The 25780-nt window shown below is 67.7% G+C and carries 24 protein-coding genes; 13 read left to right on the top strand and 11 right to left on the bottom strand.

What is annotated here, in order from left to right; genetic code table 11:
• The first annotated feature begins 8 nt into the window (after positions 1-8).
• The 4 genes from GA0116996_RS00600 to GA0116996_RS00585 all read left to right on the top strand — a co-directional run bounded on the left by GA0116996_RS00600 (position 9) and on the right by GA0116996_RS00585 (position 3646).
• A complete protein-coding gene (locus GA0116996_RS00600) occupies positions 9-1454 on the top strand; it encodes a DUF3426 domain-containing protein (protein ID WP_092306356.1) in 1446 nt (481 codons plus the stop codon).
• A 98-nt stretch (positions 1455-1552) separates the two neighbouring features.
• Complete coding sequence (gene tpx / locus GA0116996_RS00595) at positions 1553-2053, top strand: thiol peroxidase (protein WP_092306354.1); 501 nt, start codon at positions 1553-1555, stop codon at positions 2051-2053.
• A gap of 130 nt (positions 2054-2183) precedes the next feature.
• Positions 2184-3131 (top strand): carbohydrate kinase family protein, encoded by a 948-nt coding sequence (locus tag GA0116996_RS00590; protein WP_092306352.1) that lies wholly within the window; start codon positions 2184-2186, stop codon positions 3129-3131.
• A gap of 38 nt (positions 3132-3169) precedes the next feature.
• A complete protein-coding gene (locus tag GA0116996_RS00585; RefSeq protein WP_062801738.1) occupies positions 3170-3646 on the top strand; it encodes an outer membrane lipoprotein in 477 nt (158 codons plus the stop codon).
• Positions 3647-3917: 271 nt separating this feature from the next.
• Here the strand turns inward: GA0116996_RS00585 and GA0116996_RS00580 are convergent, their stop codons facing one another.
• Positions 3918-4499, bottom strand: a complete 582-nt coding sequence (locus GA0116996_RS00580) for a histone H1-like DNA-binding protein (protein WP_062801739.1) — start codon at positions 4497-4499, stop codon at positions 3918-3920.
• 1516 nt (positions 4500-6015) lie between these two features.
• Between GA0116996_RS00580 and GA0116996_RS00565 the strand changes: the two genes are divergently transcribed.
• Positions 6016-6480: a DUF2147 domain-containing protein gene (locus GA0116996_RS00565; RefSeq protein WP_092306348.1), complete on the top strand. Its 465-nt coding sequence runs from the start codon at positions 6016-6018 to the stop codon at positions 6478-6480.
• Positions 6481-6604: 124 nt separating this feature from the next.
• Here GA0116996_RS00565 and GA0116996_RS00560 read toward each other — a convergent pair whose 3' ends face one another.
• Both GA0116996_RS00560 and GA0116996_RS00555 read right to left on the bottom strand, forming a co-directional pair.
• The gene (locus GA0116996_RS00560; RefSeq protein ID WP_092306346.1) at positions 6605-8743 is read right to left on the bottom strand and encodes a TonB-dependent receptor; all 2139 of its coding nucleotides are present in this window, start codon (positions 8741-8743) and stop codon (positions 6605-6607) included.
• Positions 8744-8919: 176 nt separating this feature from the next.
• Positions 8920-9792 (bottom strand): LysR family transcriptional regulator, encoded by an 873-nt coding sequence (locus GA0116996_RS00555; protein ID WP_092306344.1) that lies wholly within the window; start codon positions 9790-9792, stop codon positions 8920-8922.
• Positions 9793-9925: 133 nt separating this feature from the next.
• Here GA0116996_RS00555 and GA0116996_RS00550 point away from each other — a divergent pair, with 133 nt between their 5' ends.
• From GA0116996_RS00550 to GA0116996_RS00540, 3 genes are all read left to right on the top strand, one after another.
• Positions 9926-10318, top strand: a complete 393-nt coding sequence (locus GA0116996_RS00550) for a tautomerase family protein (protein WP_092306343.1) — start codon at positions 9926-9928, stop codon at positions 10316-10318.
• A 196-nt stretch (positions 10319-10514) separates the two neighbouring features.
• Entirely contained in the window at positions 10515-11906 is a 1392-nt protein-coding gene (locus GA0116996_RS00545; protein WP_092306341.1) for a GntP family permease, read from the top strand.
• A 101-nt stretch (positions 11907-12007) separates the two neighbouring features.
• On the top strand, positions 12008-12841 hold the full coding sequence (locus GA0116996_RS00540) for an aldo/keto reductase (RefSeq protein ID WP_092306339.1): 834 nt from the start codon (positions 12008-12010) through the stop codon (positions 12839-12841).
• 15 nt (positions 12842-12856) lie between these two features.
• On the opposite strand, the gene GA0116996_RS00535 is transcribed toward GA0116996_RS00540, so the two are convergent.
• Complete coding sequence (locus GA0116996_RS00535; RefSeq protein ID WP_092306337.1) at positions 12857-13270, bottom strand: hypothetical protein; 414 nt, start codon at positions 13268-13270, stop codon at positions 12857-12859.
• Between the two features lie 211 nt (positions 13271-13481).
• Between GA0116996_RS00535 and GA0116996_RS00530 the strand changes: the two genes are divergently transcribed.
• Both GA0116996_RS00530 and GA0116996_RS00525 read left to right on the top strand, forming a co-directional pair.
• Positions 13482-14060 carry a BPSL1445 family SYLF domain-containing lipoprotein gene (locus tag GA0116996_RS00530; RefSeq protein WP_092306335.1) on the top strand — a complete coding sequence of 193 codons (579 nt, stop codon included), beginning with the start codon at positions 13482-13484 and terminating at the stop codon, positions 14058-14060.
• Positions 14061-14167: 107 nt separating this feature from the next.
• Entirely contained in the window at positions 14168-15067 is a 900-nt protein-coding gene (locus GA0116996_RS00525; protein ID WP_092307324.1) for a recombination-associated protein RdgC, read from the top strand.
• 54 nt (positions 15068-15121) lie between these two features.
• Here the strand turns inward: GA0116996_RS00525 and GA0116996_RS00520 are convergent, their stop codons facing one another.
• Complete coding sequence (locus GA0116996_RS00520; RefSeq protein WP_092306333.1) at positions 15122-15565, bottom strand: thioesterase family protein; 444 nt, start codon at positions 15563-15565, stop codon at positions 15122-15124.
• Positions 15566-15843: 278 nt separating this feature from the next.
• Between GA0116996_RS00520 and GA0116996_RS00515 the strand changes: the two genes are divergently transcribed.
• Both GA0116996_RS00515 and GA0116996_RS00510 read left to right on the top strand, forming a co-directional pair.
• The gene (locus GA0116996_RS00515; protein WP_092306331.1) at positions 15844-16836 is read left to right on the top strand and encodes a Bug family tripartite tricarboxylate transporter substrate binding protein; all 993 of its coding nucleotides are present in this window, start codon (positions 15844-15846) and stop codon (positions 16834-16836) included.
• A gap of 256 nt (positions 16837-17092) precedes the next feature.
• Entirely contained in the window at positions 17093-18595 is a 1503-nt protein-coding gene (locus GA0116996_RS00510; protein ID WP_141693705.1) for a methyl-accepting chemotaxis protein, read from the top strand.
• 67 nt (positions 18596-18662) lie between these two features.
• On the opposite strand, the gene GA0116996_RS00505 is transcribed toward GA0116996_RS00510, so the two are convergent.
• Positions 18663-19184 carry a DNA-binding protein gene (locus GA0116996_RS00505; RefSeq protein ID WP_092306327.1) on the bottom strand — a complete coding sequence of 174 codons (522 nt, stop codon included), beginning with the start codon at positions 19182-19184 and terminating at the stop codon, positions 18663-18665.
• Between the two features lie 174 nt (positions 19185-19358).
• Positions 19359-20906 (bottom strand): methyl-accepting chemotaxis protein, encoded by a 1548-nt coding sequence (locus GA0116996_RS00500; protein WP_092306325.1) that lies wholly within the window; start codon positions 20904-20906, stop codon positions 19359-19361.
• 165 nt (positions 20907-21071) lie between these two features.
• Between GA0116996_RS00500 and GA0116996_RS00495 the strand changes: the two genes are divergently transcribed.
• On the top strand, positions 21072-21581 hold the full coding sequence (locus GA0116996_RS00495; RefSeq protein WP_092306323.1) for a GNAT family N-acetyltransferase: 510 nt from the start codon (positions 21072-21074) through the stop codon (positions 21579-21581).
• 52 nt (positions 21582-21633) lie between these two features.
• Here the strand turns inward: GA0116996_RS00495 and GA0116996_RS00490 are convergent, their stop codons facing one another.
• From GA0116996_RS00490 to GA0116996_RS00475, 4 genes are all read right to left on the bottom strand, one after another.
• On the bottom strand, positions 21634-22455 hold the full coding sequence (locus GA0116996_RS00490; RefSeq protein WP_092306321.1) for an enoyl-CoA hydratase/isomerase family protein: 822 nt from the start codon (positions 22453-22455) through the stop codon (positions 21634-21636).
• Positions 22452-23705, bottom strand: coding sequence for a CaiB/BaiF CoA transferase family protein (locus GA0116996_RS00485; RefSeq protein WP_092306319.1), 1254 nt, complete (start codon positions 23703-23705; stop codon positions 22452-22454). Before GA0116996_RS00485 ends, GA0116996_RS00490 begins: the two co-directional genes overlap by 4 nt.
• A 59-nt stretch (positions 23706-23764) precedes the next feature.
• Entirely contained in the window at positions 23765-24730 is a 966-nt protein-coding gene (locus tag GA0116996_RS00480; protein WP_092306317.1) for a Bug family tripartite tricarboxylate transporter substrate binding protein, read from the bottom strand.
• Between the two features lie 61 nt (positions 24731-24791).
• A complete protein-coding gene (locus GA0116996_RS00475) occupies positions 24792-25730 on the bottom strand; it encodes a LysR family transcriptional regulator (protein ID WP_092306315.1) in 939 nt (312 codons plus the stop codon).
• Positions 25731-25780: the final 50 nt, after the last annotated feature.

Below are 25780 nucleotides of genomic sequence, written 5' to 3'. Positions count from 1 at the left end.
TCCGCCCGATGGCCGCCGTCAAGCTAGTCACGCGCTGCCCGGCCTGCCGCACCGCCTTCCGGCTGGTCGCCGACCAGCTGCGCCTGCGCCAGGGGCTGGTGCGCTGCGGCCAGTGCGAAACGGTGTTCGACGCGCGCGAGCACCTGATCGAGATTCCGCTGCCGGCGGGCACCACCGCGGGCAGCGCCCCGGCCCCGTCACAGAAGCCGGCAGCGTCTGCCACGCCTGCCCCCGCTGCCGCTGACACCCCCGCGCCGCTCGCATCGTCACCAGCGGCGCCCGCGCCGACGCCCGCCCCGACGCCCGCTTTCACCCCGACCATCGATCCCGGCTACGACGTGCCTGCGCTGGATGCGCCGACCATGCTGATGTCGTCGCCCGAGGACATGGCCGTGCCGCCGCAGGCCGGCATGGACGAAGCCGAGATCGAGCGCGCGCTGCGCGAAGCCAACGCAGCCGTCGCCGACCGCGATGCGCGCGACGCGCAGCGGCAGGCGGCAAGCCCGGTCGCCGAAGTGGCCCCAGCTCCGACCCCGGCACCGGCACCGGCGGCACAGCCGCCCGCGCCGGCAACCGCCTGGCCGGCGCTCGATCACGGCGCGCTCGATAGCCCGGCCGAAAAACCCGCGGCGCCGACCCCCGGCGCCATCCCCAGCGCGAGCGAATTCCTGCGCGCGGCATCGGCCGATCAGGCATCCGAGTCGGCGCCGTGGCCGGATCACACGCGGGGCCCGGCTGACCAGGCTGCGGCCGCCACGCCGCCGAACGCCTTGCCCGCCGTCGGCGAGCAGGACGAAGCCCGCTCCGCCGGCCCCGACACCCTTGCCAGCGTCACCGGCGGCGCGGTCGCGCGCGAGCAGGCGACGCGCCGCTGGGTCCGCGCCGAAGCACCGGCCGGCCCGGTGTTCGCCCCTGACTTCCTGCGGCACGCGCGCGAGCGCGAGCGTGAACGCCAGCCGCGCCGGCCCATTGCCGTGCCTCGCGCTGCATGGCGCGTGGCAGCCGTGGTGCTCGCCATCGCCGCGCTGTTGCAGCTTGCGTACCTGGGACGCAGCCAGCTCGCCGGGCACTTTCCGATGCTGCGCCCGGCACTCGAGGCGGCATGCGCGCCGCTGGGCTGCACGGTGCCGCCGTGGCGCGACATCGATGCGCTGCGCATCGAGACCTCGCAGCTGCAGCGCCAGGATGAAGGCGGCGACACCTACCTGCTTGCTGTCACGCTGCGCAACCTGGGCCGGGCCAGCACCGCGCTGCCGGCGATCGAGCTGGTGATGACCGACCTGCAGGACCAGTTGCTGCTGCGCCGGGTGCTGCAGCCCGCCGAATACCTGGAGCCGTCGCAGCAGGCCTTTGCCGCGCAAGGGCTGCGCGCGGGCATGGAGCTGCCGGTTCGGGTACGATTCCGGACGCAGCAGGCGCCAGCCAACTATCGCGTGCTGATTTTTTACCCCTGAATTCCTGGCCCGCCGCCTGACCGAATCCGAGTCTGGCAGCGAGCCTTGCCCCCGCTCCGGACCGCAACCGGAAATCCATCAGACATCAAGGAGTAGACATGAGCAACGTCACCCTCGGCGGCAACGCCATCGAAGTAGCAGGCAAGTTCCCGCAAGCCGGCGACAAGGCCCCCGCCTTCTCGCTGGTCGGCAAGGACCTGAAGGACGTCACGCTGGCCGACTTCGCCGGCAAGCGCAAGGTGCTGAACATCGTCCCGAGCCTGGATACGCCGGTGTGCCAGGCGTCCGCGCGCAAGTTCAACGAAGCTGCCAGCGGCCTGGCCAACACCGTGGTGCTGACCATCTCCGCCGACCTGCCGTTCGCCATGGGCCGCTTCTGCACCGCCGAAGGCCTGGCCAACGTGGTGACGCTGTCGACCATGCGCGGCGCCGAGTTCAAAGGCAACTACGGCGTCGACATCAAGACCGGCCCGCTCGCCGGCGTGACCGCCCGCGCGGTGGTGGTGCTCGACGAGAACGACACCGTCAAGTACAGCCAGCTGGTGCCCGAGATCAAGACCGAGCCCGACTACGACGCCGCCCTGGCCGCGCTGAAGTAACAGGCGGCGCGCCTGCGATGTCAGCGGCCGCCCGCGACCACGGGGCGGCCGCTTCTGTTTTGTGCGTTACTGCTTCCGCCCGCAAAGGGCACCGATCCACCCGAACCCAACCCCGACACCTGGAGAGAGCATGGCCAGCCTGATCTGCGGCTCCGTCGCCTACGACACCATCATGACGTTCGACGGACGCTTCCGCGAACACATTCTGCCGGACCAGATCCACATGCTGAACGTCTCGTTCCTGGTGCCCGGCATGCGCCGCGAGTTCGGCGGCTGCGCCGGCAACATCGCCTACACGCTGAAGATGCTGGGCGGCGATCCGGTGGTGATGGCCACCGTCGGCATCGACGCCGAGCCCTACCTTGAATACCTGCGCAAGCTGGAGATCCCCACCGGCCACATCCGCGTGCTGCCGGAGACCTTCACCGCCCAGGCCATGATCACCACCGACCTGGACAACAACCAGATCACCGCCTTCCACCCTGGCGCAATGAGCCAGTCGCAGCTGAACAACGTCAAGGACGCGCTGGGCGGCGACAAGGCGCCGCGCCTGGGCATCGTCGCGCCCGACAGCCGCGAAGGGATGCTGCACCACGCGCGCCAGTTCGCCGAGGCCGGCGTGCCGTTCATCTTCGACCTGGGCCAGGCCATGCCGCTGTTCAACGGCGACGACCTGCGGGAGTTCGTTGAACTCGCCAGTTACGTGACAGTCAATGACTACGAGGCGCAGGTCCTGCTGTCGCGCACCGCCTGGACCAGCGCCGAGGTTGCCGCCAAGGTTCGTGCCTTCATCATCACGCACGGCGAACGCGGCGCCAGCATCTTTGCCGATGGCCGCCAGTACGCGATCCCGGCCGTCGCGGCCGAGCGCATCGTCGATCCGACCGGCTGTGGCGACGCCTTCCGCGGCGGCCTGCTCTTCGGCATCGAAAACGGATTAGACTGGGAAACGACAGGCCGTCTCGCATCGCTGATGGGGTCGGTCAAGATCGCGCAGCAGGGTCCGCAGAACCACTGGTTGTCGCGCGAGGAAATCGGCAACCGGTTCCAGTCTGCATTCGGGTACCGCTACGCCTGAGCTGCGGCCGGCGCGTGGCGAATTTTTCGGGAACTGACATGAACAACAAGCTACGCGGCGGCGCGCTTGCCGTCCTTGGTGCCACCCTGGTTGCCACGCTGGCGGCCGGCTGCGCCACGCAATCCAATTCCAACAGCGTCTACAGCACCGGCCAGGCGCAGCGCGAGCAGACCGTGCGTTACGGCGTGGTCGAAGGCATCCGCGAGGTCACCATCCAGGGCAGCCAGAGCGGCGCCGGCACGCTGGCCGGCGGCGCCATCGGCGGCATCGCGGCCGGCAGCACCATCGGCGGCGGCAACGGCGCGGTGGCGGCCGGCATCCTCGGCGCGGTGCTGGGCGGCATCGCCGGCAGCGCGGCGGAGAACAAGATCAACCAGCGCCGCGCGCTGGAGATCACGGTGCGCCTGGACAACGGCGAGATGCGCGCGATCACGCAGGAGGCCGACGAAGCCTTCCGTCCCGGCGAACGGGTGCGGCTGCTGTCTTCCGGCGGCGTGACACGCGTCACGCACTGACGGCCACGCAGGCCCCTCGCCAAAGGCGCTCCCCGGGCGCCGTACCCGCAAGGGTGCGGCGCTTTTTCTTTGGTCGCTCTGGCGGCCTTTCCATGCCCCGGCGCGGCGCTGGCGCGCCCATGAAAAAACCCGCCGGGCGGTTGCCATCGGCGGGTCGGCAAGACCAGGTGTCTTGCGGACCGGATACGCGGTATCCGGTCATGCAGGCACGACGTGCGTGCCGTTGAGGTTCCTTGCGGAACGGGTAGGATCCACGCCGTGGTGGCGCAGCTTACGGACGGTTGCCCGTCGGGAACGGCCAGGCAGCAGCCGGGTTCAGCGCGGTCTTGGCAGCCGAAGCGGGAGCAACGGCAGGGGCCGCGGCAGGCTTGGCGGCAGCCTTCTTGGCAGCCGGCTTCTTGGCAGCAGCCTTCTTGGCGGCGGGCTTCTTGGCAGCAGCCTTCTTGGCCGGTGCAGCCTTCTTGGCAGCGGCCTTCTTGGCGGGCGCCTTCTTGGCAGCAGCCTTCTTGGCCGGTGCGGCCTTCTTGGCAGCGACCTTCTTCACCGCGGCCTTCTTGGCCGGTGCCTTCTTGGCAGCAGCTTTCTTGGCCGGCGCTGCCTTCTTGGCGGCGACCTTCTTCACTGCGGCCTTCTTGGCCGGTGCTGCCTTCTTGGCGGCTGCCTTCTTGGCCGGTGCGGCCTTCTTGGCGGCGACCTTCTTCACCGCGGCCTTCTTGGCCGGTGCCTTCTTGGCGGCTGCCTTCTTGGCGGCCGGTGCAGCCTTCTTGGCGGCGACCTTCTTCACAGCAGCCTTCTTGGCGGCCGGCTTGGCGGCCTTCTTAGCCGCCGGCTTTTTCTTTGCAGCAGTTGCCATGGATAACTCCTTCACTAGAGAGTGAATATCGAATGACCTAAGTTGGCGACCCGACCGACCCGAGGCGCGCCACAGCAGCGCGGCCCCAGTCGAGCGAGCGATTCATCGGCGTGCGGCCCGACCACTGCTGCACGCTAATGAATTCGGTTGCAGGGGCACCGCCCATGGCGGTGACTTGGCGGCCGGCGCGAGCCCGCAAGCGGGTCTCGGGCACATGCCGCGCCCTGGAATATTCGATCAGCCCGCACCGCCCGTTGAGCCGGCGCGCGGCCAGAATTGAGGAGATATCGGACAGCAGGCCTGCGGTGCGGGCTTGGCCTCGCGCACGGCAGGCGGCATTCATTCGGTGGTAGCGGGTCCAACCCGTTAATGGACCAAGGGAGACTGCACGCGTTTTAAGAAGCCGGTCGGGCCTGGTCTGCGTCAAAGTTCTCGTGCTCCTCAGCTACTACCTTCGTCATTGCATCGAAGCGCGCATCGCGCTTTTCGGTTCCATCTTGCTTCCTGCTTCGCTGCAATGAAGTGAGACTCTTGTCAAGGCGAATCATAATTCGTTTGCACGATGATGTTAAGAAAAAAGTGCAAAAAAACTTGCCTGCATGGATCGCTCCAACTAGTTCTCACGCGCGTCGTCACGAAGACGTTGCCGACGACATCAAAACGCGTCGCGCGCATGCCCGTGTCGGGACCCACCACGCGCGCTCGCGCACGCTGCGCGATGCCCCTTCGCTGACTGCGCGCGCCGCAGCTTTTACACACCGTCGCGCGTAGCGATGACAAGCCGCGCGGCATGCGCGCGACGACAGTGAAAAGCTCCGACGCGCGTCCTCGCACTTTCCGAAAAGCCGCATGGACAAAGGCTTTGCGGGCGATGCACCAACGCGCGAGCGGCGCGCGTCGAGCTGTGCGGCGGCACGCTTCGGCACGCGCGCGACGCGATCACCGGCGCGCGCCCTGCATGCTTTACACACTCGGCCCGGCACGCATGCGCGACGCCGAGCCCGATGCTCAACGACACCGGGGTCGGTCGCGGCGCGACACCATCGCCGAGCGCGCGCGAGAGTGATGCGCGCACGCAACGGTTTGCATCGACGCAACATCGAAAGGGCATCGCGAAGGCATCGCAAGGACGTCGCGGCGACGTCGAAGCGTTGCGATCGAGCCAAGCCGGACGACAGCGAAGCGTCGCGGCAACACTCCGGCAGTCGCTGCGATGAGGTCGCGTCGTGCCGCACGATCCGGAGCGCGCGCGCCGTGCTTTGCGGATGCGTTCGCGCCGTCGCGAAGGACGCGGCAAGGTGCCGTCCGGTGCGTCGTACGTCCGCTTAGAGGATTGCTTCAGCGGCCGTGCGCAGGCGCGTTTTGCTGCGCCACAAAAACCCGCAAACGCCCGCTGCATGCGGCCTGGCGGGCAGCAGGCAAGCGCCGCGCAGCGGCGCGCGCCGGTCCGCGACGGATTGCGGCGCGGCGGCAGCGCCAGTAGATTGGCGTGGCTACGGACCTCAAAGGAGACATCATGCGCAGCCCTTCCCTCATTGCCTGCACCATGCGCGCCGCGGTGCTTGCCGCCACCCTGCTCGGCAGCGCCGCGGCGCTGGCGCAGGCCACGCCCAGCGGCACGTGGAAGACCATCGACGACAACACCGGCAAGCCGCGCGGGCTGGTGGAGATCACCGAGAAGAACGGCGTCTACAGCGGACGCCTGCTCAAGAGCTTCGTCGACAGCGACGGCAAGCCGAGGGTGTGCGACAAGTGCACCGACGCACGCAAGGACCAGCCGCTGATCGGCATGACCATCCTGTCCGGCCTGCGCAAGACCGGCGACAACGAGTGGAGCGGCGGCGAGATCCTCGACCCGGAGAACGGCAAGGTCTACAAGAGCAAGATGTCGCTCGCCGAGGATGGCAACAAGCTCAACGTGCGCGGCTTCATCGGCATCAGCCTGATCGGGCGCACCCAGACCTGGGAGCGCGAGCACTGATCGCTGGCGGACTCAGGGTTTCTCCGGGGCATGCCGTTGCATGTCCGGCTGAAGCGGAAACAGCAGGCGAAAAAAAACCGGGCGGTGATGAACCGCCCGGTTTTTTTGTCCCCGATGCTGCGCTTTACATGCGGTAGCGCAGGGTGGCCATGACGCTGCGCGGAGCGCCGGGCATGTTCAGGTTGGCGTTGGTGCCATGCGCCGAGACGATGTAGCCCTTGTCGAACAGGTTGTACACGTTGAGCTGGGCCTCGAAGGCGCCGCGACGGTACCAGGCCATCGCGTCGGCGGTGACGTAGCCGGGCAGGGTTACCGTGTTTCCTAAGTTGGCGAACCGGGGCCCGACCAAGTTGAGGCCACCACCGATACCGAATCCATGTCCTAGATCTTTCGTCACCCAGACGTTCCCGCTATGCCTTGGCGTCAGCGTCGCGCGCTTGCCCTGCACTGGCTGGCCGGCATCAATCTGAGTGGAATTGATGATACGTGCATCCAGATAAGCATACCCCGCCAGAACCTTCCAACCTTGGGCCAGTTCAGCGGCGGCACTCAGTTCAACGCCATCAGTGCGCTGCTTGCCCACCTGCAAGATGGCAGTGTTAGTAGCGTTCGGCACCTTCATATTGTTCCGCTCCAGCCTGAACACGGAAATTGTCGTGCTGGCCTTGCCGTCGAGCCAGTCGTACTTGGCACCGATCTCCGTATTGTTCGTAGTCTCGGGCGTCAGGTCGGCATTGTTGGTCGCCAGGGGAAAAGTTTCCCCGGACGGCTGGAACGACTTGCTCCACGACACGTAGTACGACTGCGTCTTGCTCGGCTGCCACACCAGGCCGGCACGCGGGCTCCAGGCGGAGTCGCTGCGCGACAGGTCGCGCTGGCCGGCGATGCGGTTGCGGGTTTCCTGCTGGAAGTTGTCGTAGCGCACCCCCACCAGCGCCTTCCACTGCTCGCTGAAGGTGATCATGTCCTGGGTGTAGAACGCCAGCGTGTCGAAGACACCCAGGTTCGAGGTAGCCGGGTTGCCCGGTGCCAGGCGCGGCAGCACCGGAAGCGCCGGATTGAACAAGTCAAAACGGGCAATCCCGCCACTGGTATCGCGCACAGGCTGGGTGTTGTTTACCTGGTCCTTGTTTTGCTGACCAAACTCCATGCCATAAAGGATCTCGTGCTTGGTGCCAAAGATCGTTGCTTTCTGGGTCAGGTCGGTCTGGTTGAACCAGCCATGCTCCTCGCGCCGGACATTGCCGTGATTCAGCGTCAGTTCCCGAGTTGCCTCGAACACGTCTCGAGTCAGCGTGTTGTTGCGGTCCAGCGAGTAGTGGTAATACCGCGTCGCATTGCGGATCGACCAGTTCTCATTGAAGCGATGGTTGATCGTGGCAGTGCCGGAGAACACACGCGACTGCGAGTAGTCCGCGTCGCGCGCGTTGGCCGCCCCGTAGTAGCGCGACGCCGGCACTTCCACCGGCCGGCCGCGGTAGGCCGGGATGCCGAAGTCGGTCACCCGGCGGTCTTCCAGGTAGTCGGCCTGGAACAGCACGGTGGTCTCGGGCGCGACCCGCAGCTCCAGCGACGGCGCGATCGCCGCACGGTCCAGGAACTGCTGCGAGCGGTAGCTGTTGGCCTTTTGCACTGCGCCGGTCACGCGGAACGCCGCGGCGCCGTCGGCGAACACGCGGCCCACGTCGGCTTCGGCGCGGCGGTCGGCCCACATGCCGTAGCTGAGCGCGAAGTCGGTGACATCGATGCCGGGCTTCTTGGTCACGCGGTTGATCAGGCCGCCCGACGAGCCGCGCCCGTACAGCACCGCTGCCGGTCCCTTGATGACCTCGACACGGTCGACATTGGACATGTCGCGGAAGTACAGCGCATCGTCGCGGATGCCGTCGACGAACTGGTCGGCGATGGCGGTGAAGCCGCGGATCGAGACCTGGTCGCGCTGGCCGTCGCCGTGCGAGAACGACACGCCCGGCACGTTCTTCAGCGCGTCCTGCATCGAGGTGGCGTGCTGGTCGCGCATGACGTCGGCGGTGACCACGTTGACGGTTTGCGGGACGTCGCGCAGCGGCGCTTCGGTCTTGGTGGCGCTGACCGCATTGGGCGGGTTGTAGCCCGCGCCCAGTTCACGGCTGACGTCCGCCTTGACGGTGACCTCCGGCAACTGCGCCGGGGCTGCCGGTGCGGACTGCGCCCACACCAGCATCGGTTGAAAAACGAAGCTCCCCGCCACCGCGGCACAAATCGGGTGAAGTTTTATTCTCATTGGCCTGTAATCGACTGTAATAATTTTGAAAAAGCGGGCGAATTATCGATTACGGGATTGTCATGGTCAACGAGATTGCGAATTATTCCTATTCCCAATCAAGATATGTTGCTTTCAACACAATCAGGTTGGCCGGCACGCTCCGGTTTGTGACTTTCTGACCTCAGGTAGGTCGGCTAGGCCAGTTGCGCGGCGAGCGCATCGCGCGCCTCGGCAATGAATGCCGATTCCCCGCGCCGCCCCGGCAGCAGGAAGAACTCCGCCTCGGGCAAGCGCGGCAGCCCCAGCCGCGCGATGGTGGCGGCGTCCAGCGGCGCCACGCCGGGCCCGATCGCCGACGCGTTCAGGCACGACAGGCCCAGTCCCGCAGCCAGCGCCAGGTGCAGCCCTGCCACGCCGGACGCCGAATGCGCGATCTCGAACGGCACGCGCTTGCGCATGAGCCGCTGCACCACGTACTGGTGCAGCGAGCAGGTATCGGGCAGCAGCACCAGCGGCAGGGTCGCCGGCAGGCTCTCGGCCTCGGCCGGCGCCGCCACCCAGGCGAGCGGCTCGCGTCGCAGCACCGCGCCGCGCGCCGCGGTTCCGCGCGTGCCTGGCAGCCGCATGCTGAGGCCGATATCGAAGGCGTCGCGCGCCGCGGCGGCATCGATCGCCGCGCTCTTCATCACCGTCACGTGCAGGCGCAGGTACGGATAGCGCTCACGCAGGCGCCGCAGCATGCCGGCGATCTCGCCCGGGCGGAAATAGTCGGTCACCGCCAGCCGCAGCTCGCCTTCCAGCGCGTGGCCGCGCAACTCCTGCAAGGCCAGTTCGTTCAGGTCCAGGATGCGCCGCGCGTGCGCCAGCAGCCGCTGTCCGGCCGGCGTCGGCTGCGCGCCGTGGCGGCCGCGCGTCAGCAGCGGCACGCCGGCGCGCTCTTCCAGCTTGCGCAGCTGCTCGCTGACCGACGACTGCGACAGGAACAGCCGGGGCGCCGCGGCCGACAGGCTGCCGCTGTCGGCAACCGTCACGAAGGTGCGCAACTGGTCGGTGTCGAATCCACGCATGGCAAGCCTCCGGGGCAGGGGTGGAGTGATTTCGGCACAACCGATGGAAGGCATCGGTTATTCCCGCTTTTCCGATACTACACCACCCCCCTACCATGGCTTCACCAACCCGCCAAACCCAAGGAGCTCCGCCATGCCCCACATCGTCCTGCACCTGTCCGGCCACCCCGATGCCGACCTCACCCGCCGCAGCGCCAAGGCCATCGCCGACCTGACCGAGCGCGTGCTTGGCAAGCAGCGCGACGTGATTGCCGTCACGGTCCAGTACATCCCGCACGACCACTGGATCATCGCCGACGCGCCGCTGTCCGGGCAGGGCCGCAACGCCTTCCATTTGGACATCAGCGTGACCGATGAAACCAATACCAAGGCGGAGAAGGCGCAGTTCATCGCGGCCGTGTTCGAGACCATGTCGGGCCTGCTGGGCAACCTGCATCCGGTCTCTTACGTCCACGTGATCGACGCCCGTGCCGCGGCCTATGGCTACGGCGGGCGCACGCAGGAATATCGCCACCAGCACGCGTGAAGCCGCCCCGCTCCTTCATGCCGGCCACCGCCAGCGCCGGCGGCGAGACGCGAGGTTTCGCCGCCGGCCAAGCTGTGGCACAGTCGCCGGCTGATCCCTTTTCCTGACGCACAGAGAGAGACAACGCGCCACAAGCGCAGGCCCCAGCGCGGCAACGGACCGCACCTCAGGAGAAGGCAACCCTGAAGGAGATCCGATGTCGTTCCTGATCGTACTGGCAGCCCTTGCCTTTCTGATGTTCGCCGCTTACCGCGGCTACAGCGTGATCCTGTTCGCGCCGATCGCCGCGCTGGCCGCGGTGCTGCTGACCGACCCGTCGGCGGTGGCGCCGGTGTTCAGCGGCATCTTCATGGAGAAGATGGTCGGCTTCGTGAAGCTGTATTTCCCTGTGTTCTTATTAGGCGCGGTGTTCGGCAAGGTGGTCGAGCTATCGGGCTTTTCCGAGTCCATCGTCGCCGCGGCGATCCGCTATATCGGGCGCTCGCGCGCCAATGCGGTGATCGTCACGGTGTGCGCGCTGCTGACCTATGGCGGCGTGTCGCTGTTCGTGGTGGTGTTCGCGGTCTACCCGTTTGCCGCCGAGCTGTATCGCCAGAGCAACATCCCCAAGCGGCTGATGCCGGGCGCGATCGCGCTGGGCGCGTTCTCGTTCACCATGGATTCGCTGCCGGGCACCCCGCAGATCCAGAACATCATTCCCACCAATTTCTTCAACACCACCTCGTGGGCCGCGCCCGCGCTGGGCGTGGCCGGGTCGCTGTTTATCCTGGTGGTGGGCCTGAGCTACCTGGAATGGCGGCGCCGCGGCGCCGCCGCGCGCGGCGAGGGCTATGGCACCAATCTGCGCAACGAGCCCGAGCGCAGCCAGGCCGGCAAGCTGCCGCACCCGCTGCTGGCGCTGCTGCCGCTGGTGGTGGTGGGCGTGGCCAATTTCTGGCTGACGCGGATGATTCCGCTGTGGTACGGCGAATCCAGCAGCGTGGCGCTGCCCGGCCTGGCCAGCCCGGTGGAAACCAAGATTGCCAGCGTCACCGCGATCTGGGCGGTGGAAGGCGCGCTGCTGCTGGGCATCGCCGTGGTGCTGGTGACCGCCTTTGGCGCGCTGCGCGAACGGTTTGCCGAGGGCACCAAGGGGGCGGTCGGCGGGGCGCTGCTGGCCTCGATGAACACCGCGTCGGAATACGGCTTCGGCGGCGTCATCGCCGCGCTGCCGGGCTTCCTGGTGGTCAGCGACGCGCTGCGCGCCATCCCCAACCCGCTGGTCAATGCCGCGGTCTCGGTCAGCACCCTGGCCGGCATCACCGGCTCGGCCTCGGGCGGCATGAGCATTGCGCTGGCGGCGATGTCGCAAACCTTCATCGCGGGCGCGCAGGCCATGCAGATCCCGCTCGAAGTTCTGCACCGCGTGGTGTCGATGGCCAGCGGCGGCATGGACACCCTGCCGCACAACGGCGCCGTGATCACGCTGCTGGCCGTGACCGGCCTGACCCACCGCGAGTCCTACCGCGATATCTTCGCGGTCACGCTGATCAAGACCGCCGCGGTGTTTTTCGTCATCGCGCTGTATTTTCTGACCGGACTGGTCTGAAGCATTGCCGGCCCGCGCCGGGTTGTACATTGCCGGTGTTGTTAACTAGTGTGGTTGGGTGCCGCCGGGCACCCGACCCCGGCCAACCTGGAAGCCAAGCGATGAAGCAAGTCACCCTGCCCGACGGCGAGCGCGTCCCGGCGCTCGGCATGGGCACATGGAATATGGGCGAGTCGCCCGCCGCGCGCGCGGAAGAGATCGCCACGCTGCGCCTGGGGCTGGACCTGGGCCTGCGCCTGATCGATACCGCCGAGATGTACGGCGAAGGGCAGTCCGAGGAGATGATCGGCGAGGCCATCGCCGGCCGGCGCGACCAGGCCTTCCTGGTCAGCAAGGTCTACCCCTTCAACGCCAGCCGGCGCGGCACCGTGCAGGCCTGCGAGCGCAGCCTGAAGCGGCTGCGCACCGACCGCATCGACCTGTATCTGCTGCACTGGCGCGGCGGCGTGCCGCTGGAAGAAACCGTGCAGGCCATGGAGGCGCTGCAGCGCGACGGCAAGATCCGCCACTGGGGCGTCAGCAACCTGGACCTGTCCGATATGCAGGAATTGTGGGACGCGCCCGGCGGCAGCCGCGTGGCCACCAACCAGCTGCTGTACAACCTGGGGCGGCGCGGCATCGAGTGGGACCTGTTGCCCTGGCTGCGCCAGCGCGGCGTGCCGGTGATGGCCTATTCCCCGATCGAGCAGTCGCGGCTGCTGGGCCATGCCGGGCTCAAGCGCTTCGCGCGCGACCACGGCATGAGCGCGGCACAGGCCGCGCTGGCCTGGCTGCTGGCGCAGGACGGCGTCATCGCCATTCCCAAGACCAGCCGGCGCGAGCGCCTTCAGGAAAACCTGGAGGCGCTGTCGAAAAGCCTGTCCCCCGCCCAGCTGGCCGAGATCGACCGCATCTTCCCGCCGCCCGACGGGCCGGGGCCGCTGGAAATGCTCTGAGCCGCCGGCGCGCCCTCAGTTCTGGCGCGCCAGGTAGCGCTCGCGCTCGACGTAGCGCACCAGGTAGCTGCGCGCCTTGTCGCGGGTGTCGGTGGTCACGCGCGCCGCCGCCTGGCGCGCGCTGCTCTTGCCGTGCGACGACGACATCTGCGCGTCGAGATAGCCGCGGAAGGCACTGTGCATCGCGTCCAGTTCAGGCTGGCACGCGGACAGCGCGAGGTCGGCCACGTCTTTCGGCTGGCCCTTGGCCGACAGGTTGTCGTTCGCCTTTTTCTGCGTGCAATCCATGTATTTGGCGCGCAGCGCCTGCCATTCGCTGCCGGAGTCGGCCGACGGGGCCGATACCGCGGCGTCGGTCGAAGCACCCGGAGGCTGGGAGGCGCAGGCAGCCAGCAGAAGCAGCGGCAAGGCGGTGAGAAGTTTCTTCATGGCGGATTAAGATGCGGTGACGGCGCCCGGTCCTATGTTGGCAGTAAGCCAGCCATGGGACGTACCGGGCGCAAGGCCCACTATTCTTGCCGCGAAGGCCCATCCTGCACCACCTTCGTCACAAATGGAAACGACTCCTTGGCCTGAATCATTTGCCCGGGTGATTTCGGCGCCTATGCTTCAAAGGCGACAACAACACCAAGGAGACGAGATGAAACGTCGAACCTTCCTTACGGCCAGCGCGGGTCTGGCCCTCGGCACGCTGGCTACCGGCGCGTGCACCACCACCAAGCCCGACGCGCCTGCCGACAAGTCCGCGCGCCGGCGCGAACTGGACTCCGGCGCGGATGCCACGCTGTCGCGCCTGTACGGCTCGGTCAACGGCGCGCGCGAGCTGGGCAGCCGCGCGCGCGGCATCCTGGTGTTCCCGAAGACCCTGTCGGCGGGCTTTATCGTCGGCGGCGAGTATGGCGACGGCACGCTGCGCTCCGGTGGCGGCACGCGCGGCTATTACCGGCTGATCTCGGGCTCGGTCGGCTGGCAGATCGGGGCCCAGTCCAAGTCGGTGATCCTGATGTTCATGACGCAGGACGCCTACGACAAATTCGTGCGCAGCAGCGGCTGGACCGCGGGCGTCGATGCCACCGTGGCGCTGGCGACGGTTGGCGCAAACGGCGTGCTCGACACCAACACTGCCCAGCAGCCGATCGTCGGCTTCGTGCTGACCAATGCCGGCCTGATGGCGGGCCTGAGCTTCGAAGGCAGCAAGATCACCCGGCTCGACCTGTAGCAGCAATTTCCGATCGCCGCCGCGCGGCCTGCAGGTCGCGCGGCGCAGGCATTTTCCGCGGCGGCGCGCCGCGGGCGTTAGAATTCGTCCCTTTGGCCGAATTCCCCATGTGGTTCAAGAATCTGCAGGTCCATCGTTTCTCCGCCCCGTGGTCGCCCAGCGCCGACGAGGTCGAAGCCAGCCTGGCGAAGCACGCCTTCTTTCCCGGCACCAGCCTCGAAATGCAGACGCAGGGCTGGGCTTCGCCGCGTGACAACGGCCAGCTGGTCCATACCGTCGGCCGCCAGATGCTGCTGACGCTGCGCACCGAAAAAAAGCTGCTGCCCACCACCGTGGTCAACCAGGTCACGCGCGCCCGCGCCGCCGAGATCGAAGAGCAGCAAGGCTACAAGCCGGGCCGCAAGCAAATGAAGGAACTAAAGGAGCAGGTCACCGAAGAACTGCTGCCGCGCGCCTTCAGCATCCGCCGCGACACGCGCGTGTGGATCGATCCTGACAACGGCTGGCTTGCCATCGACGCCGCCGCCGCGGCCAAGGCCGATGAAGTGCGCGGCATGCTGTTCAAGGCGCTGGACCCGCTGCCGCTGATCAACCTGCACGTCAACCAGTCGCCGGTGGCGGCGATGACCGAATGGCTGGCCGGCGATGCGGCCCCCGCCGGCTTTACCGTCGACCAGGAAATCGAGCTGCAGTCCGGCGCCGAAAGCAAGGCCACGGTCCGCTACGTGCGCCACCCGCTCGACGCGGAAGACCTGCGCCGCCATATCGCCGCCGGCAAGCGCTGCACCCGCCTGGCGATGACCTGGAACGACCGCGTCTCGTTCGTGCTGACCGACGGGCTGGTGGTCAAGAAAGTCGCGCCGCTCGACGTGATCAAGGAACAGGCCGACGGCACCGCGCACGATGAAGACGAGCGCTTCGACGCGGACTTCACCATGATGGCGGGCGAGCTGTCCGGCATGCTGGTGGATCTGACCGAGGCGCTTGGCGGCGAGCGCAAGGCCTGATCCTTCTGGTTGGCAAACACGTGGCGCCGCCACCGGGCAGCGCCACGCCAGCGGCTACTCCACCCAGTTCACCTTCGGGAAGCGCCCGGCGAATCCCGCCGGCATCGCCACCACGCGCCTGGCCACGTAGTCGAAGAAGACGAAGCCCGACTTGGCCATCGCGATCAGCGCGCCATCGGCCGGCCGCGTGATGCGGAAGATGATGTCGCCGCCGTACTTGTTGAAGTCCATCACGCCCACCTCGAACAGCAGCTGGTCGCGCGCATGGGCCTCGTTGCGGTACATGGTGGCCAGGTCGGTGACGATGATCCCTACCCCTTCCTCGCGTACATCCTCGCTGCCGAATTCAAACAGGAACCGCGCCCGCGCCTCTGAAATCATTGAGATCATCGAATCATTGGCAAGGTGGTTGGCCGAATTGATGTCCGTCACGCGCACAGTGAGGTGCGTGGCGTAGCAAAGCTGGTCGGCGGGCAGGTCGAGTTTGAGGCGGGCCATGTTGGATCAAGCAGGAAATGGATCAAGCGCCGCACGGAACGGACTGACTGAACGCGCCGGCAGCGGCGGCGCCATCATAAGCGATGCCGCGGTTCGGATCGCGGCACGGCCGCATCCTCTTGCGCAAACCCGATCCGGGTAAGTACTCCCCACCGTTTTCGTCCATTCCGTCGATGCCGCAACGCGTCGTGGCCTCGTACGCTGCGCCTTGCCGTGGCCACTGGCGCACCGACGCCTGGCCGCATGCCGATACGACGTCAACCACTGGAGGAGACACCATGCAAGCCGACCGCCGCAAGGCCCTGCACTGGCTGGGAGCCGGATCCCTGGCCGCCGCCGCTTCAACCTTGGGAATCGGGCCGGCCCGGGGCCAGCAGTCCTGGCCGGCGCGTCCGGTGCGGCTGGTGGTGCCCTACCCGCCTGGCGGCGCCACCGACGTGCTGGCGCGCGCGCTGGGCGACCCGCTGGGCAAGCTGTGGCAGCGCCCGGTGATCGTCGAGAACCGTCCCGGCGTGGGCGGCATGATCGGCGCCGACGTGGTCGCCAAGGCGCAGCCGGACGGCTACACGCTGCTGCTGGGCCTGCCCAGCCTGGTGCAGACGCCCTATATGGTGGCCAAGCCGCCGTTCGACCCGCTGCGCGACCTTACCGCCATCGGCCAGCTGTGCACCTCCAGCCTGGTGCTGACCGCCAGCAGCACCATGCCGCGCACGCTGCCGCAGATGGTGGCCCTGGCCAAATCCCAGCCGGAAAAGTTCTCCTATGGCACCTATGGCATCGGCACCGGCGCCCATCTATACATGCAGGTCTTCCTCAAGGACGCCGGGGCCCAGCTCGTCCACGTGCCGTACAAGGGCGAAGCGCCGATCGCCACCGACCTGATCGGCGGCCAGATTTCGCTGGGCACGCTGTCGCCGATGACGGTGCGCCAGCATGCGCGCACCGGCAAGCTGCAGCCGCTGGCGGTGACCGGCAATACCCGCGCGCCGATGCTGCCCGACGTGCCGACCTTCCAGGAACTCGGCTTCAAGGGCCTGGACGGCCCGGCCTGGCTGGGCCTGTTCACCACGGCCGGCACGCCGCAAGCCATCGTCGACAAGATCGCGGCCGATGTGGAAACGGTGATGGCCGCGCCCGACATCCGCCAGCGGCTGGGTGACTTGGGCCTGATCGTCAAGACCACGCAGCCGGCGGCCTTCGCGGCGGCGACGCGTGCCGACCAGGCGTACTGGGGCAACGTGATCAAGGAAAACAATATTCGGCTCGATTGAGGCGAGGCAGCGCCGGTTCACAACCGGCGTGGCAAGCGCGGCGCGGCGCAGGCGGAACATCGTAGCCGCTTGCGGCGACCTCGAACATCACTCAATTGCAGCAATTTGCCCGCGGTGTTGCGCGGCGGCGGCACGGCCCGCCGCGCGCCATGGGCGTCGATATAATCAGCCGCGCAATACCCAAGATAAAGACATTAAAACAATAACTTGCACGGACGGGGTGCGGCGTCTTCTCGAACCACGCTGCGGGGGAACCATGACCAGCGCTGACCACGCCCTGTCCGGACGCCTGTCCGCGACCATCCCTGCCCGCCGTGCCGCGGGCGGTTCCGTTTCCACCCCGGCCGCGAAGCACACGCCATTGCTGCAAGGCGTGCACCGCCGCGCGGACCGCTTGATGACGGCGATGCTGTGGCTGCTGGGCCTGTTGTCGCTGGTGGTAGGCAATCACTATGGATCCACCGGCCTGACGCTGGCGCTGGGCCTGCCGATTGCATTGCTCGGCACGCTGATGGCGGTCGCCCTGCCCGCCCGCCTGGCCACGCGGCTGGCGATGGCGGTGCTGATAATGGCCTTTGTGGCGCTGCTGATCCACCAGGCGCGCGGGCAGGTGGAATTCCACTTCCTGGTGTTCGTGTCGCTGTCGATGCTGCTGGCCTATCGCGACTTCCGCGTGATCCTGCTGGCAGCGCTGGTGATCGCGCTGCATCACCTGAGCTTCAACTTTTTCCAGCAATGGGGCTGGAACACCATCTGCTTCACCGATCCCAGCTTCAACATGGTGGTGTTCCATGCAGCCTTTGTCATCGCGCAGACCGCCGTGCTGTGCGTGATCGCCTGGCGGCTGGAACGCGACGCCCATTCCGCCGACGAACTGAGCGCGCTGGCCGCGGGCATCGGGCGCGAACCCGGCTACCTGACGCTGGCCGGCGACGGCACCGAGCCCGACAGCGATTTCGCCCGCGCCTTTCGCAAGACCCTGGACACCGTGCGTCAGACCCTGCAGCAGGTACGGGACACCGCCGGCACCGTGGCTGACGCCGCCGGCGAGATCCTCGACACCAGCGCCAGCGTGGCGCACCGCACCGAGGCGCAGGCGCGCATCGTGGCCCAGACCATGCACGACATGCAGGCACTGACCCAGTCCGCCCGCGCCAGCGCGGACCAGGCCCGCGGCGCCTGCGAACTGGCCGGCGCCTCCAGCGCCGTGGTGGCGCGCGGCAGCGGCGAGATCCTGTCGGTGATCCAGACCATGGGCGAGATTGACGAGGCCTGCGGGCGCATCACCGAGATCATCGGCGTGATCGACAGCATTGCCTTCCAGACCAACATCCTGGCGCTGAACGCCGCCGTCGAAGCCGCGCGCGCCGGCGAGCACGGCAAGGGCTTCGCCGTGGTGGCCGGCGAGGTGCGGCAACTGGCGCATCGCTGCGGCGCCGCGGCGCGGGAAATCCGCGGGCTGATCAATACCTCGGTCGAGCGCGCCCACGCCGGCACGCAGCTGGTAGGCCATACCGGCGAGACCATGAACGAAGTGGTGGCCAGCATCGGCAAGCTGGCCGCGCTGGTGCAGGAACTGGCAACGCTGGGCGACCACCAGCGCAGCGGCATCGAGGGCATGGCGCAACGCGTTGCCGAGATCCAGGCGGCATTCGAGGAGAACGCCGAACTGGTGGCCGGCGCGGCCGAAGCCGCGCGGGCACAACGAGTACAGACCGAAGGGCTGAACCGGGCGGTGGGGGTGTTCCGGCTCGACTGACCCGCCGGGGGCTCAGCGTTTTTTCTCGTCGCCTGCGACGAAATGACCGCCGACCCGCCGTGCTGCCTCAGGCAACCAGCTTGCGGATCCGGCGCTCCATCGCCGGGACAATGTTTCCGGCGCTCCTGGCCAGATTGACCTGCATCGCCGCCGCAGCGACGTCCATGAGCGACGGTTCGATCTCGTAGCCCTTGCCGCTCATCCACAAGAGCACTTCCCGCAAATGCCAGAGGGAACTCGCCCCCTCGTGCACCGGCGGGGGAAACGAAGCCGGATGGCCCAGCATCAGCTTGCGCATGTTCTGGCGAGACATGCCAACGGTGTCCGCAATGTCCGTCAGTCCCACCAGATCTGGTGCCGCTTCGATCAGCGTGGCGGACGGCATGGCGCGCCTGGCGTCGGTAAGCGCGCTCACGATGGCGTCGGCCGCTGATTCCGCCTCGCGGTCAAAGGCGATCGCAATCCGACCCACCACGCCAGTGCCCACGCTTGCATCGTCGCATCCGGCTTCGTAAAGGCGCTCGACCAGCGTGTCGGGATCGCTGTCGTCTGCCGACAACTGGTATCTCAAGGTGAACGCGTATTCCATGGCGGTGGTTTCTCCGTCAGCTCGACCGGCATCACGTTGGGTGTTGGGCACGGGGCATCGATGCCTCCAAGGCTAGAGGCATGGCTTAAGGTTGTCAACTGACAACCTTAAGCCATGCCATGTCAAACGCTCCGGCGTCGGCAACAAAGCGCGGCGCGGACGTGCACCTCCCCCTCACGCCGCCGCCATCGCCGCCCCACCCAACCGGAACACCGCCACTGCCTCGCGCAGCGCACGCGCCTGCTCCGCCATCGATTGCGTGGCCGCCGAAGCCTGCTCGACCAGCGCCGCGTTCTGCTGCGTGACCTCGTCGAGCTGGCCGACCGCCGTGTTGACCTGCTCGATGCCCTGGCGCTGCTCGCCCGACGCGGCGGCGATCTCGTTCACGATGCGCGAGACCTGCGCCATGGCCGCCGTCATCTCTTCGATCGTGCCGCCGGCGCTGCCCACCAGCGCGTGGCCGGCCGCGACGCGCTCGACCGCCACGTCGATCAGCGCCTTGATTTCGCGCGAAGCCACCGCGCTGCGCTGCGCGAGCGTGCGCACCTCGTTGGCGACCACGGCAAAGCCGCGTCCCTGTTCGCCGGCACGCGCGGCCTCGACCGCCGCGTTCAGCGCCAGCAGGTTGGTCTGGAAGGCGATGCCTTCGATCACGTCGACGATATCGCCCACCTTGGCCGAGCGCTCGGCGATCTCCTGCATGGTGGCGACGACATTGCCCATCACATCGGCGCTGCGCCCGGCGATATCGCGAGCCAGCGCTGTCTGCTGCGAGACCTGTTCGATGTTCTCGGCGTTGGCGCGCACGGTCAGCGTCAGTTCATCCATGCTCGCGGCGGTCTGCTCCAGCGATGCGGCCTGCTGCTCGGTGCGCGCCGACAGGTCGAAGTTGCCGTTCGCGATCTGCGCGCTGGCCGCCGCCACGCCTTCGGCATTGCGCCGGACCAGGCCGACGACATCGGACAGGCTGTGCTGCATGTCGTGCAGCGCCTGCATCAGCGCGGCGATCTCGTCCTTGCCGCGCGTATCGATCGGCGTCGAAAGATCCCCCCTGGCGACGGTCTGCGCCACATTCAGCGCACGAGACAGCGGTCGCGTCAGCGCACGGCTGAACACCATCGCGCCGGCCAGTCCGCAGACGAATGCGGCAAACATCAGCGCGTAGCTAAGCGTTGCAGCACGGCTCGCGGTCGCAGCCGTCTGCGCCGACACGGCCGCGGCGTCCGCCGCAATGAGTCGCGCGGCTTCCTGCAGCAGCCGCGCCGGCTCGCGATCGACGGCGGCCACGACGCGGTCGCCCGCGGCAGGGTCGAAGTCCGCCGCCTTGAAGGCCTCGAAGCCGCGCCGATAGCCCTCGCCCATGGCGGCATGCGCGCTGGCGAACTGCGCGGCCAGGTGCTTCGACTTGCCATCGGGCAGGCGCCTGGCCAGCACCGCGCCACGCTCGCGGATCGCCGCCTCGCGCGCCGCGAAGGCGGCCCAGTGCTTGTCCAGCCGCGCCGTATCGCGACCGCGCAGGATCGTGTTCTTCCACTCCTGGATCTGTTCCTTGAAATCGACGAGCATCGCCGTGACCAGCCGCTCCTCCTCGACCCGCTCGAGCACGACATGGTTGTAGTCGTCGAGCGAGCGGTTCAGGGTACTCAGGCCGTACAGCGCGCCGGCGAACATGACGATAAGCGCCGCGGCGAAGGCGAGCGGGAGTTTGACTGCGATCTTCATTACGGATTTCCGATGGGCATGGGGACACGCCAGCGCGGGGGCTGGTATGGCATGGCTCTTATCGGCAACGGGATCCGTAAATTGAGTTATCGCTAGTGGAAGAACCGGGAGGCGTACACTGCGGCGTAACAGGTTCGCGCCTGTTTGACCGACCCAGCCTCGCCCATGCCCGCGTTCTCCCTGCCGATCCAATCCGACCGCCTGACCCTGTCGCCCTTCTGCGAGAACGACGCCGCCGAGGCCTGGCCCTGCATCACCCCCACGCTCGCCCGCTACATGGAATGGGACCCCGCCCCGTCGCCCGAGGCGTTTCACGAGGTCTGGCAGGCATGGCTGCCGGCCATGGAGAAAGGGACCGACTTCGTCTTTGCCGTCCGTCGGACCAGCGATGGACATTTCCTCGGCCTGGCGGGCCTGCATCATGCCGACACGCCGGCACCCGAGTTCGGCATCTGGATCCGCGAGGACGCCCACGGGCACGGCTATGGCAAGGAAGCGGTGCTGGCGGTGGCAGCATGGGCGACGGCCACCTTGCGCCCGGCACGGTTTGTGTATCCGGCCGCGGAGCAGAACTGGAAGAGCCGCCGGATCGCGGAAGCGATGGGCGGCGTCGTGGTGGACCGGCAGCCGGCGCGCAAGTTTGTGCGGGTGGTTTATTCGGTGCCGGTAAATTAGCTGGCTCGGGACCCATCGACACCACCGTTCAGGGCGTCGGCCTCTTGCAGGTTCACCGCCCCTTCCACACCGGCGGACGCTTGCCAACGAACGCGTCCACCCCTTCCCGGAAATCGTCGCTGCCATAACACTGCCGCACCAGATCGTCGGTCTCGGCCACCGCCGCCACGGTCTGGCGGCGCAACGACTCCTTGATGACCGTCTGCGTGACCGGCGCGAGCGCACCGAGCCGCTCGCACAGCTTGGCGACTTCGGCTTCCAGCGCTTCCGGCGCATGCACGCCCTCGAGGAAGCCGCACGCCAGCGCCGCGTCGGCATCGAGCACCTGCGCCAGCAACAGCATGCGCCGCACCGGTTGCAACCCCCATGCCGCGCGCAGCTTGGCGAGGTTCAGCGCGGATAGCGTATTGCCCAGCGTCCTGGCGATCGGCACGCCGAAGCGGGCCTTCGGCGTTGCCAGCCGGAAGTCGCATGCGGTCGCGATGGCCAGGCCACCGCCCACCGCCCAGCCGTCGATGACCGCTACCGCAGGCATCGGCAGTTGCTCGACCAGCGCGATGCCCTCGTCGATGCGCGCTTCGTACGCGACCCCGTCATCGCCGCCGCCGAACTGCTGGAACTGCGCGATGTCGGTCCCGGCAACAAAGGCCTCGCCGCCCGCGCCGCGCAGCACCACCACGCGCGCACCGGCGGTACCCTCCGCGGCGAGCGTGCGGCAGTGCGCGGCAAGCTGCCCGTACATCGCCCACGTCATCGCATTGCGCGCGGCCGGGCGGTCGAAGGTGAGCGTCGCGATCCGGCCCTGGCGCGTCAGCGTGACTTGCCCTTCGCCGGGCGGCGTGCCTGCGCCGGTTGCAGCCTGCGGGGCGCTCATGCGCCGAATGCGCCGGCCGCGGCCAGCGACTGCTGTTCGTTTTGCGACAGACCCAGCTCGGCGAGGATCTCGGCGGTGTGCTGGCCCAGCAGCGGCGGCGGGCGCCGCACCTGCTGCGGCGTGCCGCCCATCTTCACCGCAAAGCCGATATTGGGCACCTTGCCTTCGATCGGATGATCGATCTCGATGCGCATCTGGCGGTGCTTGCCGTGCTCGCTGTCGAACGCCTGCGGGTAGGTCAGGATCGGCCCGGCCGGGATGCCGACCTCGAGCAGCTGCTCGATCCAGTAGTCGGCGCTCTGCTTGATAAAGCTCTCTTCCAGCGCGCCGATCAGTGCCTGCCGGTTGGCCAGGCGCAGCGCGACGGTGGCAAAGCGCTCGTCCGCAAGCAGGTCGGGCCGGTCGAGCGTATTGCACAGCAGCTGCCACAGCTTCTGGTTGGTCGCGCCCATCACGAAGTAGCCATCCGCCGCCTTCATCGCCTGGTACGGCGCGCTCATGCGGTTGGCCGTGCCGAGCGGCTCGGGCTCGCGCCCGGTGCCCCAATATTCGCAGGTGTCCCACACCGAGAACGCCAGCGCGGAATCGAACAGCGAGGCATCGACATACTGCCCCTTGCCCGTCTCCTTGGCGCCGATATAGGCCGACAACATGCCATAGGTCGCGAACAGCGCGCAGCCGATATCCGCCACCGGTACGCCCGCCTTCACCGGCGCGCCGCCGGGATAGCCGGTGACGCTCATCACGCCGGACATCGCCTGCGCCATCAGGTCGAAGCCCGGCCGCGCGGCCCACGGCCCGCTCTGGCCGAAGCCCGAGATGCTGCAGTAGACTAGCTTCGGGTTGATCTGGCTGAGGGTCTCGTAGTCGATACCCAGGCGCTTCATCACGCCGGGGCGATAGTTCTCGACCAGGATATCGGCGGTTTCCGCCAGCCGGTACAGCACCTCGCGGCCCGATTCCGTCTTCAAGTCCAGCGTGACGCTGCGCTTGTTGCGGTTCATGTTCAGGAAGCCCATGCTGTCCGGGCCCTTCATCTTGAACCCCATCGAGCCGCGCGTCTGGTCGCCGCCATCCGGCGGTTCGATCTTGATCACGTCGGCGCCAAGGTCCGCCAGCAGCATGCAGGCGTAAGGGCCGGCCATGACCTGGCTGACGTCGAGCACACGCACGCCGGCCAGCGGCAGGGGCGCGGCGTTGGCCTGGGCGGCCTGGTTGGCGCGGGCGCCGGAGTCGCGGAAATCAGTCATCGGTTGCGTCCTGGGAAATTGGTTCGGGCTTCGTGCATCGGTGCGTCGGCGCTCGGCCATCAGCTCTCCGCCTTCACGCCGGCGTCCTTGATCACCTTGGCCCACTTGGTCGATTCCGCGGTGATATAGGCGGCGAACTGCTGGTTCGATCCGCCCGAGTCCTCGGCGCCAAAGCTCTTCAGCCGCTCCGCCACGTCCGGCATGGCCAGCACGCGGTTGACGTCTTCGTTCAGGCGCTGCGCCAGCGCCGGCGGCATGCCCTTCGGGCCCACCAGCCCGTACCACGACGCCGCGTCCAGGCCCGGGAAGCCCGACTCCGCCAGCGTCGGCACGCCCGGATGGCTGGGCGCGCGCTTCAGACGCGTCTGCGCGATCGCGATCACCTTGCCCTGCTGGATAAAGGGCGTGGCCGCGGTCATGGTGTCGAAGGCATAGTCGATCTGGCCGCCGAGCAGGTCTGCCACCAGGGGCCCCGAGCCCTTGTACGGCACGTGCACCACGTCGATCTTCGCCTGCATCCGGAACAGTTCCAGCGCCAGGTGCTGCGCCGAGCCGATGCCTGACGAGCCGAATGAAATCTTGCCCGGATTCTTGCGGCACAGCGCCACGATGTCCGATACCGTGCGCACCTTCTGTTCCGGACGGCAGGTCAGCATATTGGGCGTGACGCCGACCATCGAAATCGGCGTAAAGTCCGCGCGCGGGTCGTACTTGACGTCCAGCAGCGCCGGCGCGATCGCGTGGCTGTTGACATGCGCCATCAGCAGCGTGGTGCCGTCGGGCGGCTGCTTGGCCACATAGGCCGCGGCAATGGCGCCGGTGGCACCCGGCTTGTTCTCCACCACCACGCTGGTGTTCCACATGACACCCAGCTTCTGCCCGATCACGCGCGCCAGCACGTCCGTGCCGCCGCCGGGGGCAAAGCCCACCACGATGCGCACCGGCCCCGCCACATTGGCCGCGCGCGCCAGGCCCGGCACCGCCAGCCCGGCCGCCGCCGCCACAAGAAATTGTCTGCGCCGCATTGCGTGTCTCCTCTCATCGTTATGGAGCCATCTTCCGCAATGCCCCCGCCCAGGGCTATCGCTATTTTCGGGATTCAGGTTTCGCGTTTTGCGCAAGCACCTGCAGCACGCTCAACGCCGCCGACGACAGCGCCCCCTCCGGCCGATGGCACAGCACAAAATGCCGCACCGCCCACTCCCCCGCGATCGGCAGCCGGACGAAGCGGCTGTCGCCCGCCACCTCCCGCGCAATCGCCTCCGGCATCACCCCGCCCCCCAGGTTCTGCGCCACCAGCGCCGCGATGCTGTCGAACCCGCTCACCCGCATGCGCATGCGCAGCAGCCGCCCCGCCTCCTCCGCCAGCCGCTCCAGCCCGACCGAGATCGCCGAACTCTCGCCCAGCACGATCAGTTCGCAATCCAGCACGTCCTGCGTCGTCACCTTCTTGCGCTTCGCCAACGCATGACCGCGCGCCACCACCAGCACCAGCCGGTCACTGCGGTACGGCGCGGTCGGCAGGTCGACCACGCCCAGGCTGCCCTCGTAGATGCCGATGTCCACCGTGCCGCGGCGCAGCGACTGCTGGACTTCCTGGCTGTTCATTTCCTGCAGGTCGATGCGAACGCCCGGGCATTCGGTGGCGCAGCGCAGGATGTCGAACGGGAGGAACTGGATCACGGCCGACTTTGGCGCCGCCACCCGCACCACGCCCAGGTCTCCGCCCAGGAACGACGCGGCGTCGTCCTGCATGCGCTGGACGGTGTGCGTAATGCCGCGGGCATGGGCCAGCAGCGCGCGTCCGGCTTCCGTGCAAGCCATGCCGTGAGGCAGCCGCTCGAACAGGGCGACGCCGAGCTGGGATTCGAGTTCGAGGATGCGTCTTGAAGCCGCCGCTGCGGCGAGATGCAGGCGCTCGGCGCCGCGGGTGATGCTGCCCTGGTCGGCTACCGCGATGAAGAGCTGGATGGTGGTGAGGTCGAAATGGAGGCGGGGATTGCGTGAGGGGGCGGGGGACGTCACGGTCGTGGGCGCGCTGGTGCAGGTTGTTGGGGCGAGGTAGGGATCGATGT

It is taken from the genome of Cupriavidus alkaliphilus (assembly GCF_900094595.1).
GTDB classification, from domain to species: Bacteria; Pseudomonadota; Gammaproteobacteria; order Burkholderiales; family Burkholderiaceae; genus Cupriavidus; species Cupriavidus alkaliphilus.
This window is presented reverse-complemented; position numbering and strand designations above follow the sequence as displayed.

Excerpts from the sequence above, each read along its gene's own strand:
- GA0116996_RS00565 (WP_092306348.1), top strand. The coding sequence starts at position 6,016 with ATGCGCAGCCCTTCCCTCATTGCCTGCACCATGCGCGCCGCGGTGCTT.
- GA0116996_RS00500 (WP_092306325.1), bottom strand. The coding sequence starts at position 20,906 with ATGAAGATCGCAGTCAAACTCCCGCTCGCCTTCGCCGCGGCGCTTATC.
- GA0116996_RS00515 (WP_092306331.1), top strand. The coding sequence starts at position 15,844 with ATGCAAGCCGACCGCCGCAAGGCCCTGCACTGGCTGGGAGCCGGATCC.
- tpx (WP_092306354.1), top strand. The coding sequence starts at position 1,553 with ATGAGCAACGTCACCCTCGGCGGCAACGCCATCGAAGTAGCAGGCAAG.
- GA0116996_RS00545 (WP_092306341.1), top strand. The coding sequence starts at position 10,515 with ATGTCGTTCCTGATCGTACTGGCAGCCCTTGCCTTTCTGATGTTCGCC.
- GA0116996_RS00530 (WP_092306335.1), top strand. The coding sequence starts at position 13,482 with ATGAAACGTCGAACCTTCCTTACGGCCAGCGCGGGTCTGGCCCTCGGC.
- GA0116996_RS00550 (WP_092306343.1), top strand. The coding sequence starts at position 9,926 with ATGCCCCACATCGTCCTGCACCTGTCCGGCCACCCCGATGCCGACCTC.
- GA0116996_RS00600 (WP_092306356.1), top strand. The coding sequence starts at position 9 with ATGGCCGCCGTCAAGCTAGTCACGCGCTGCCCGGCCTGCCGCACCGCC.
- GA0116996_RS00535 (WP_092306337.1), bottom strand. The coding sequence starts at position 13,270 with ATGAAGAAACTTCTCACCGCCTTGCCGCTGCTTCTGCTGGCTGCCTGC.
- GA0116996_RS00560 (WP_092306346.1), bottom strand. The coding sequence starts at position 8,743 with ATGAGAATAAAACTTCACCCGATTTGTGCCGCGGTGGCGGGGAGCTTC.
- GA0116996_RS00510 (WP_141693705.1), top strand. The coding sequence starts at position 17,093 with ATGACCAGCGCTGACCACGCCCTGTCCGGACGCCTGTCCGCGACCATC.
- GA0116996_RS00495 (WP_092306323.1), top strand. The coding sequence starts at position 21,072 with ATGCCCGCGTTCTCCCTGCCGATCCAATCCGACCGCCTGACCCTGTCG.
- GA0116996_RS00555 (WP_092306344.1), bottom strand. The coding sequence starts at position 9,792 with ATGCGTGGATTCGACACCGACCAGTTGCGCACCTTCGTGACGGTTGCC.
- GA0116996_RS00525 (WP_092307324.1), top strand. The coding sequence starts at position 14,168 with ATGTGGTTCAAGAATCTGCAGGTCCATCGTTTCTCCGCCCCGTGGTCG.
- GA0116996_RS00590 (WP_092306352.1), top strand. The coding sequence starts at position 2,184 with ATGGCCAGCCTGATCTGCGGCTCCGTCGCCTACGACACCATCATGACG.
- GA0116996_RS00485 (WP_092306319.1), bottom strand. The coding sequence starts at position 23,705 with ATGACTGATTTCCGCGACTCCGGCGCCCGCGCCAACCAGGCCGCCCAG.
- GA0116996_RS00480 (WP_092306317.1), bottom strand. The coding sequence starts at position 24,730 with ATGCGGCGCAGACAATTTCTTGTGGCGGCGGCGGCCGGGCTGGCGGTG.
- GA0116996_RS00490 (WP_092306321.1), bottom strand. The coding sequence starts at position 22,455 with ATGAGCGCCCCGCAGGCTGCAACCGGCGCAGGCACGCCGCCCGGCGAA.
- GA0116996_RS00580 (WP_062801739.1), bottom strand. The coding sequence starts at position 4,499 with ATGGCAACTGCTGCAAAGAAAAAGCCGGCGGCTAAGAAGGCCGCCAAG.
- GA0116996_RS00585 (WP_062801738.1), top strand. The coding sequence starts at position 3,170 with ATGAACAACAAGCTACGCGGCGGCGCGCTTGCCGTCCTTGGTGCCACC.
- GA0116996_RS00540 (WP_092306339.1), top strand. The coding sequence starts at position 12,008 with ATGAAGCAAGTCACCCTGCCCGACGGCGAGCGCGTCCCGGCGCTCGGC.
- GA0116996_RS00520 (WP_092306333.1), bottom strand. The coding sequence starts at position 15,565 with ATGGCCCGCCTCAAACTCGACCTGCCCGCCGACCAGCTTTGCTACGCC.
- GA0116996_RS00505 (WP_092306327.1), bottom strand. The coding sequence starts at position 19,184 with ATGGAATACGCGTTCACCTTGAGATACCAGTTGTCGGCAGACGACAGC.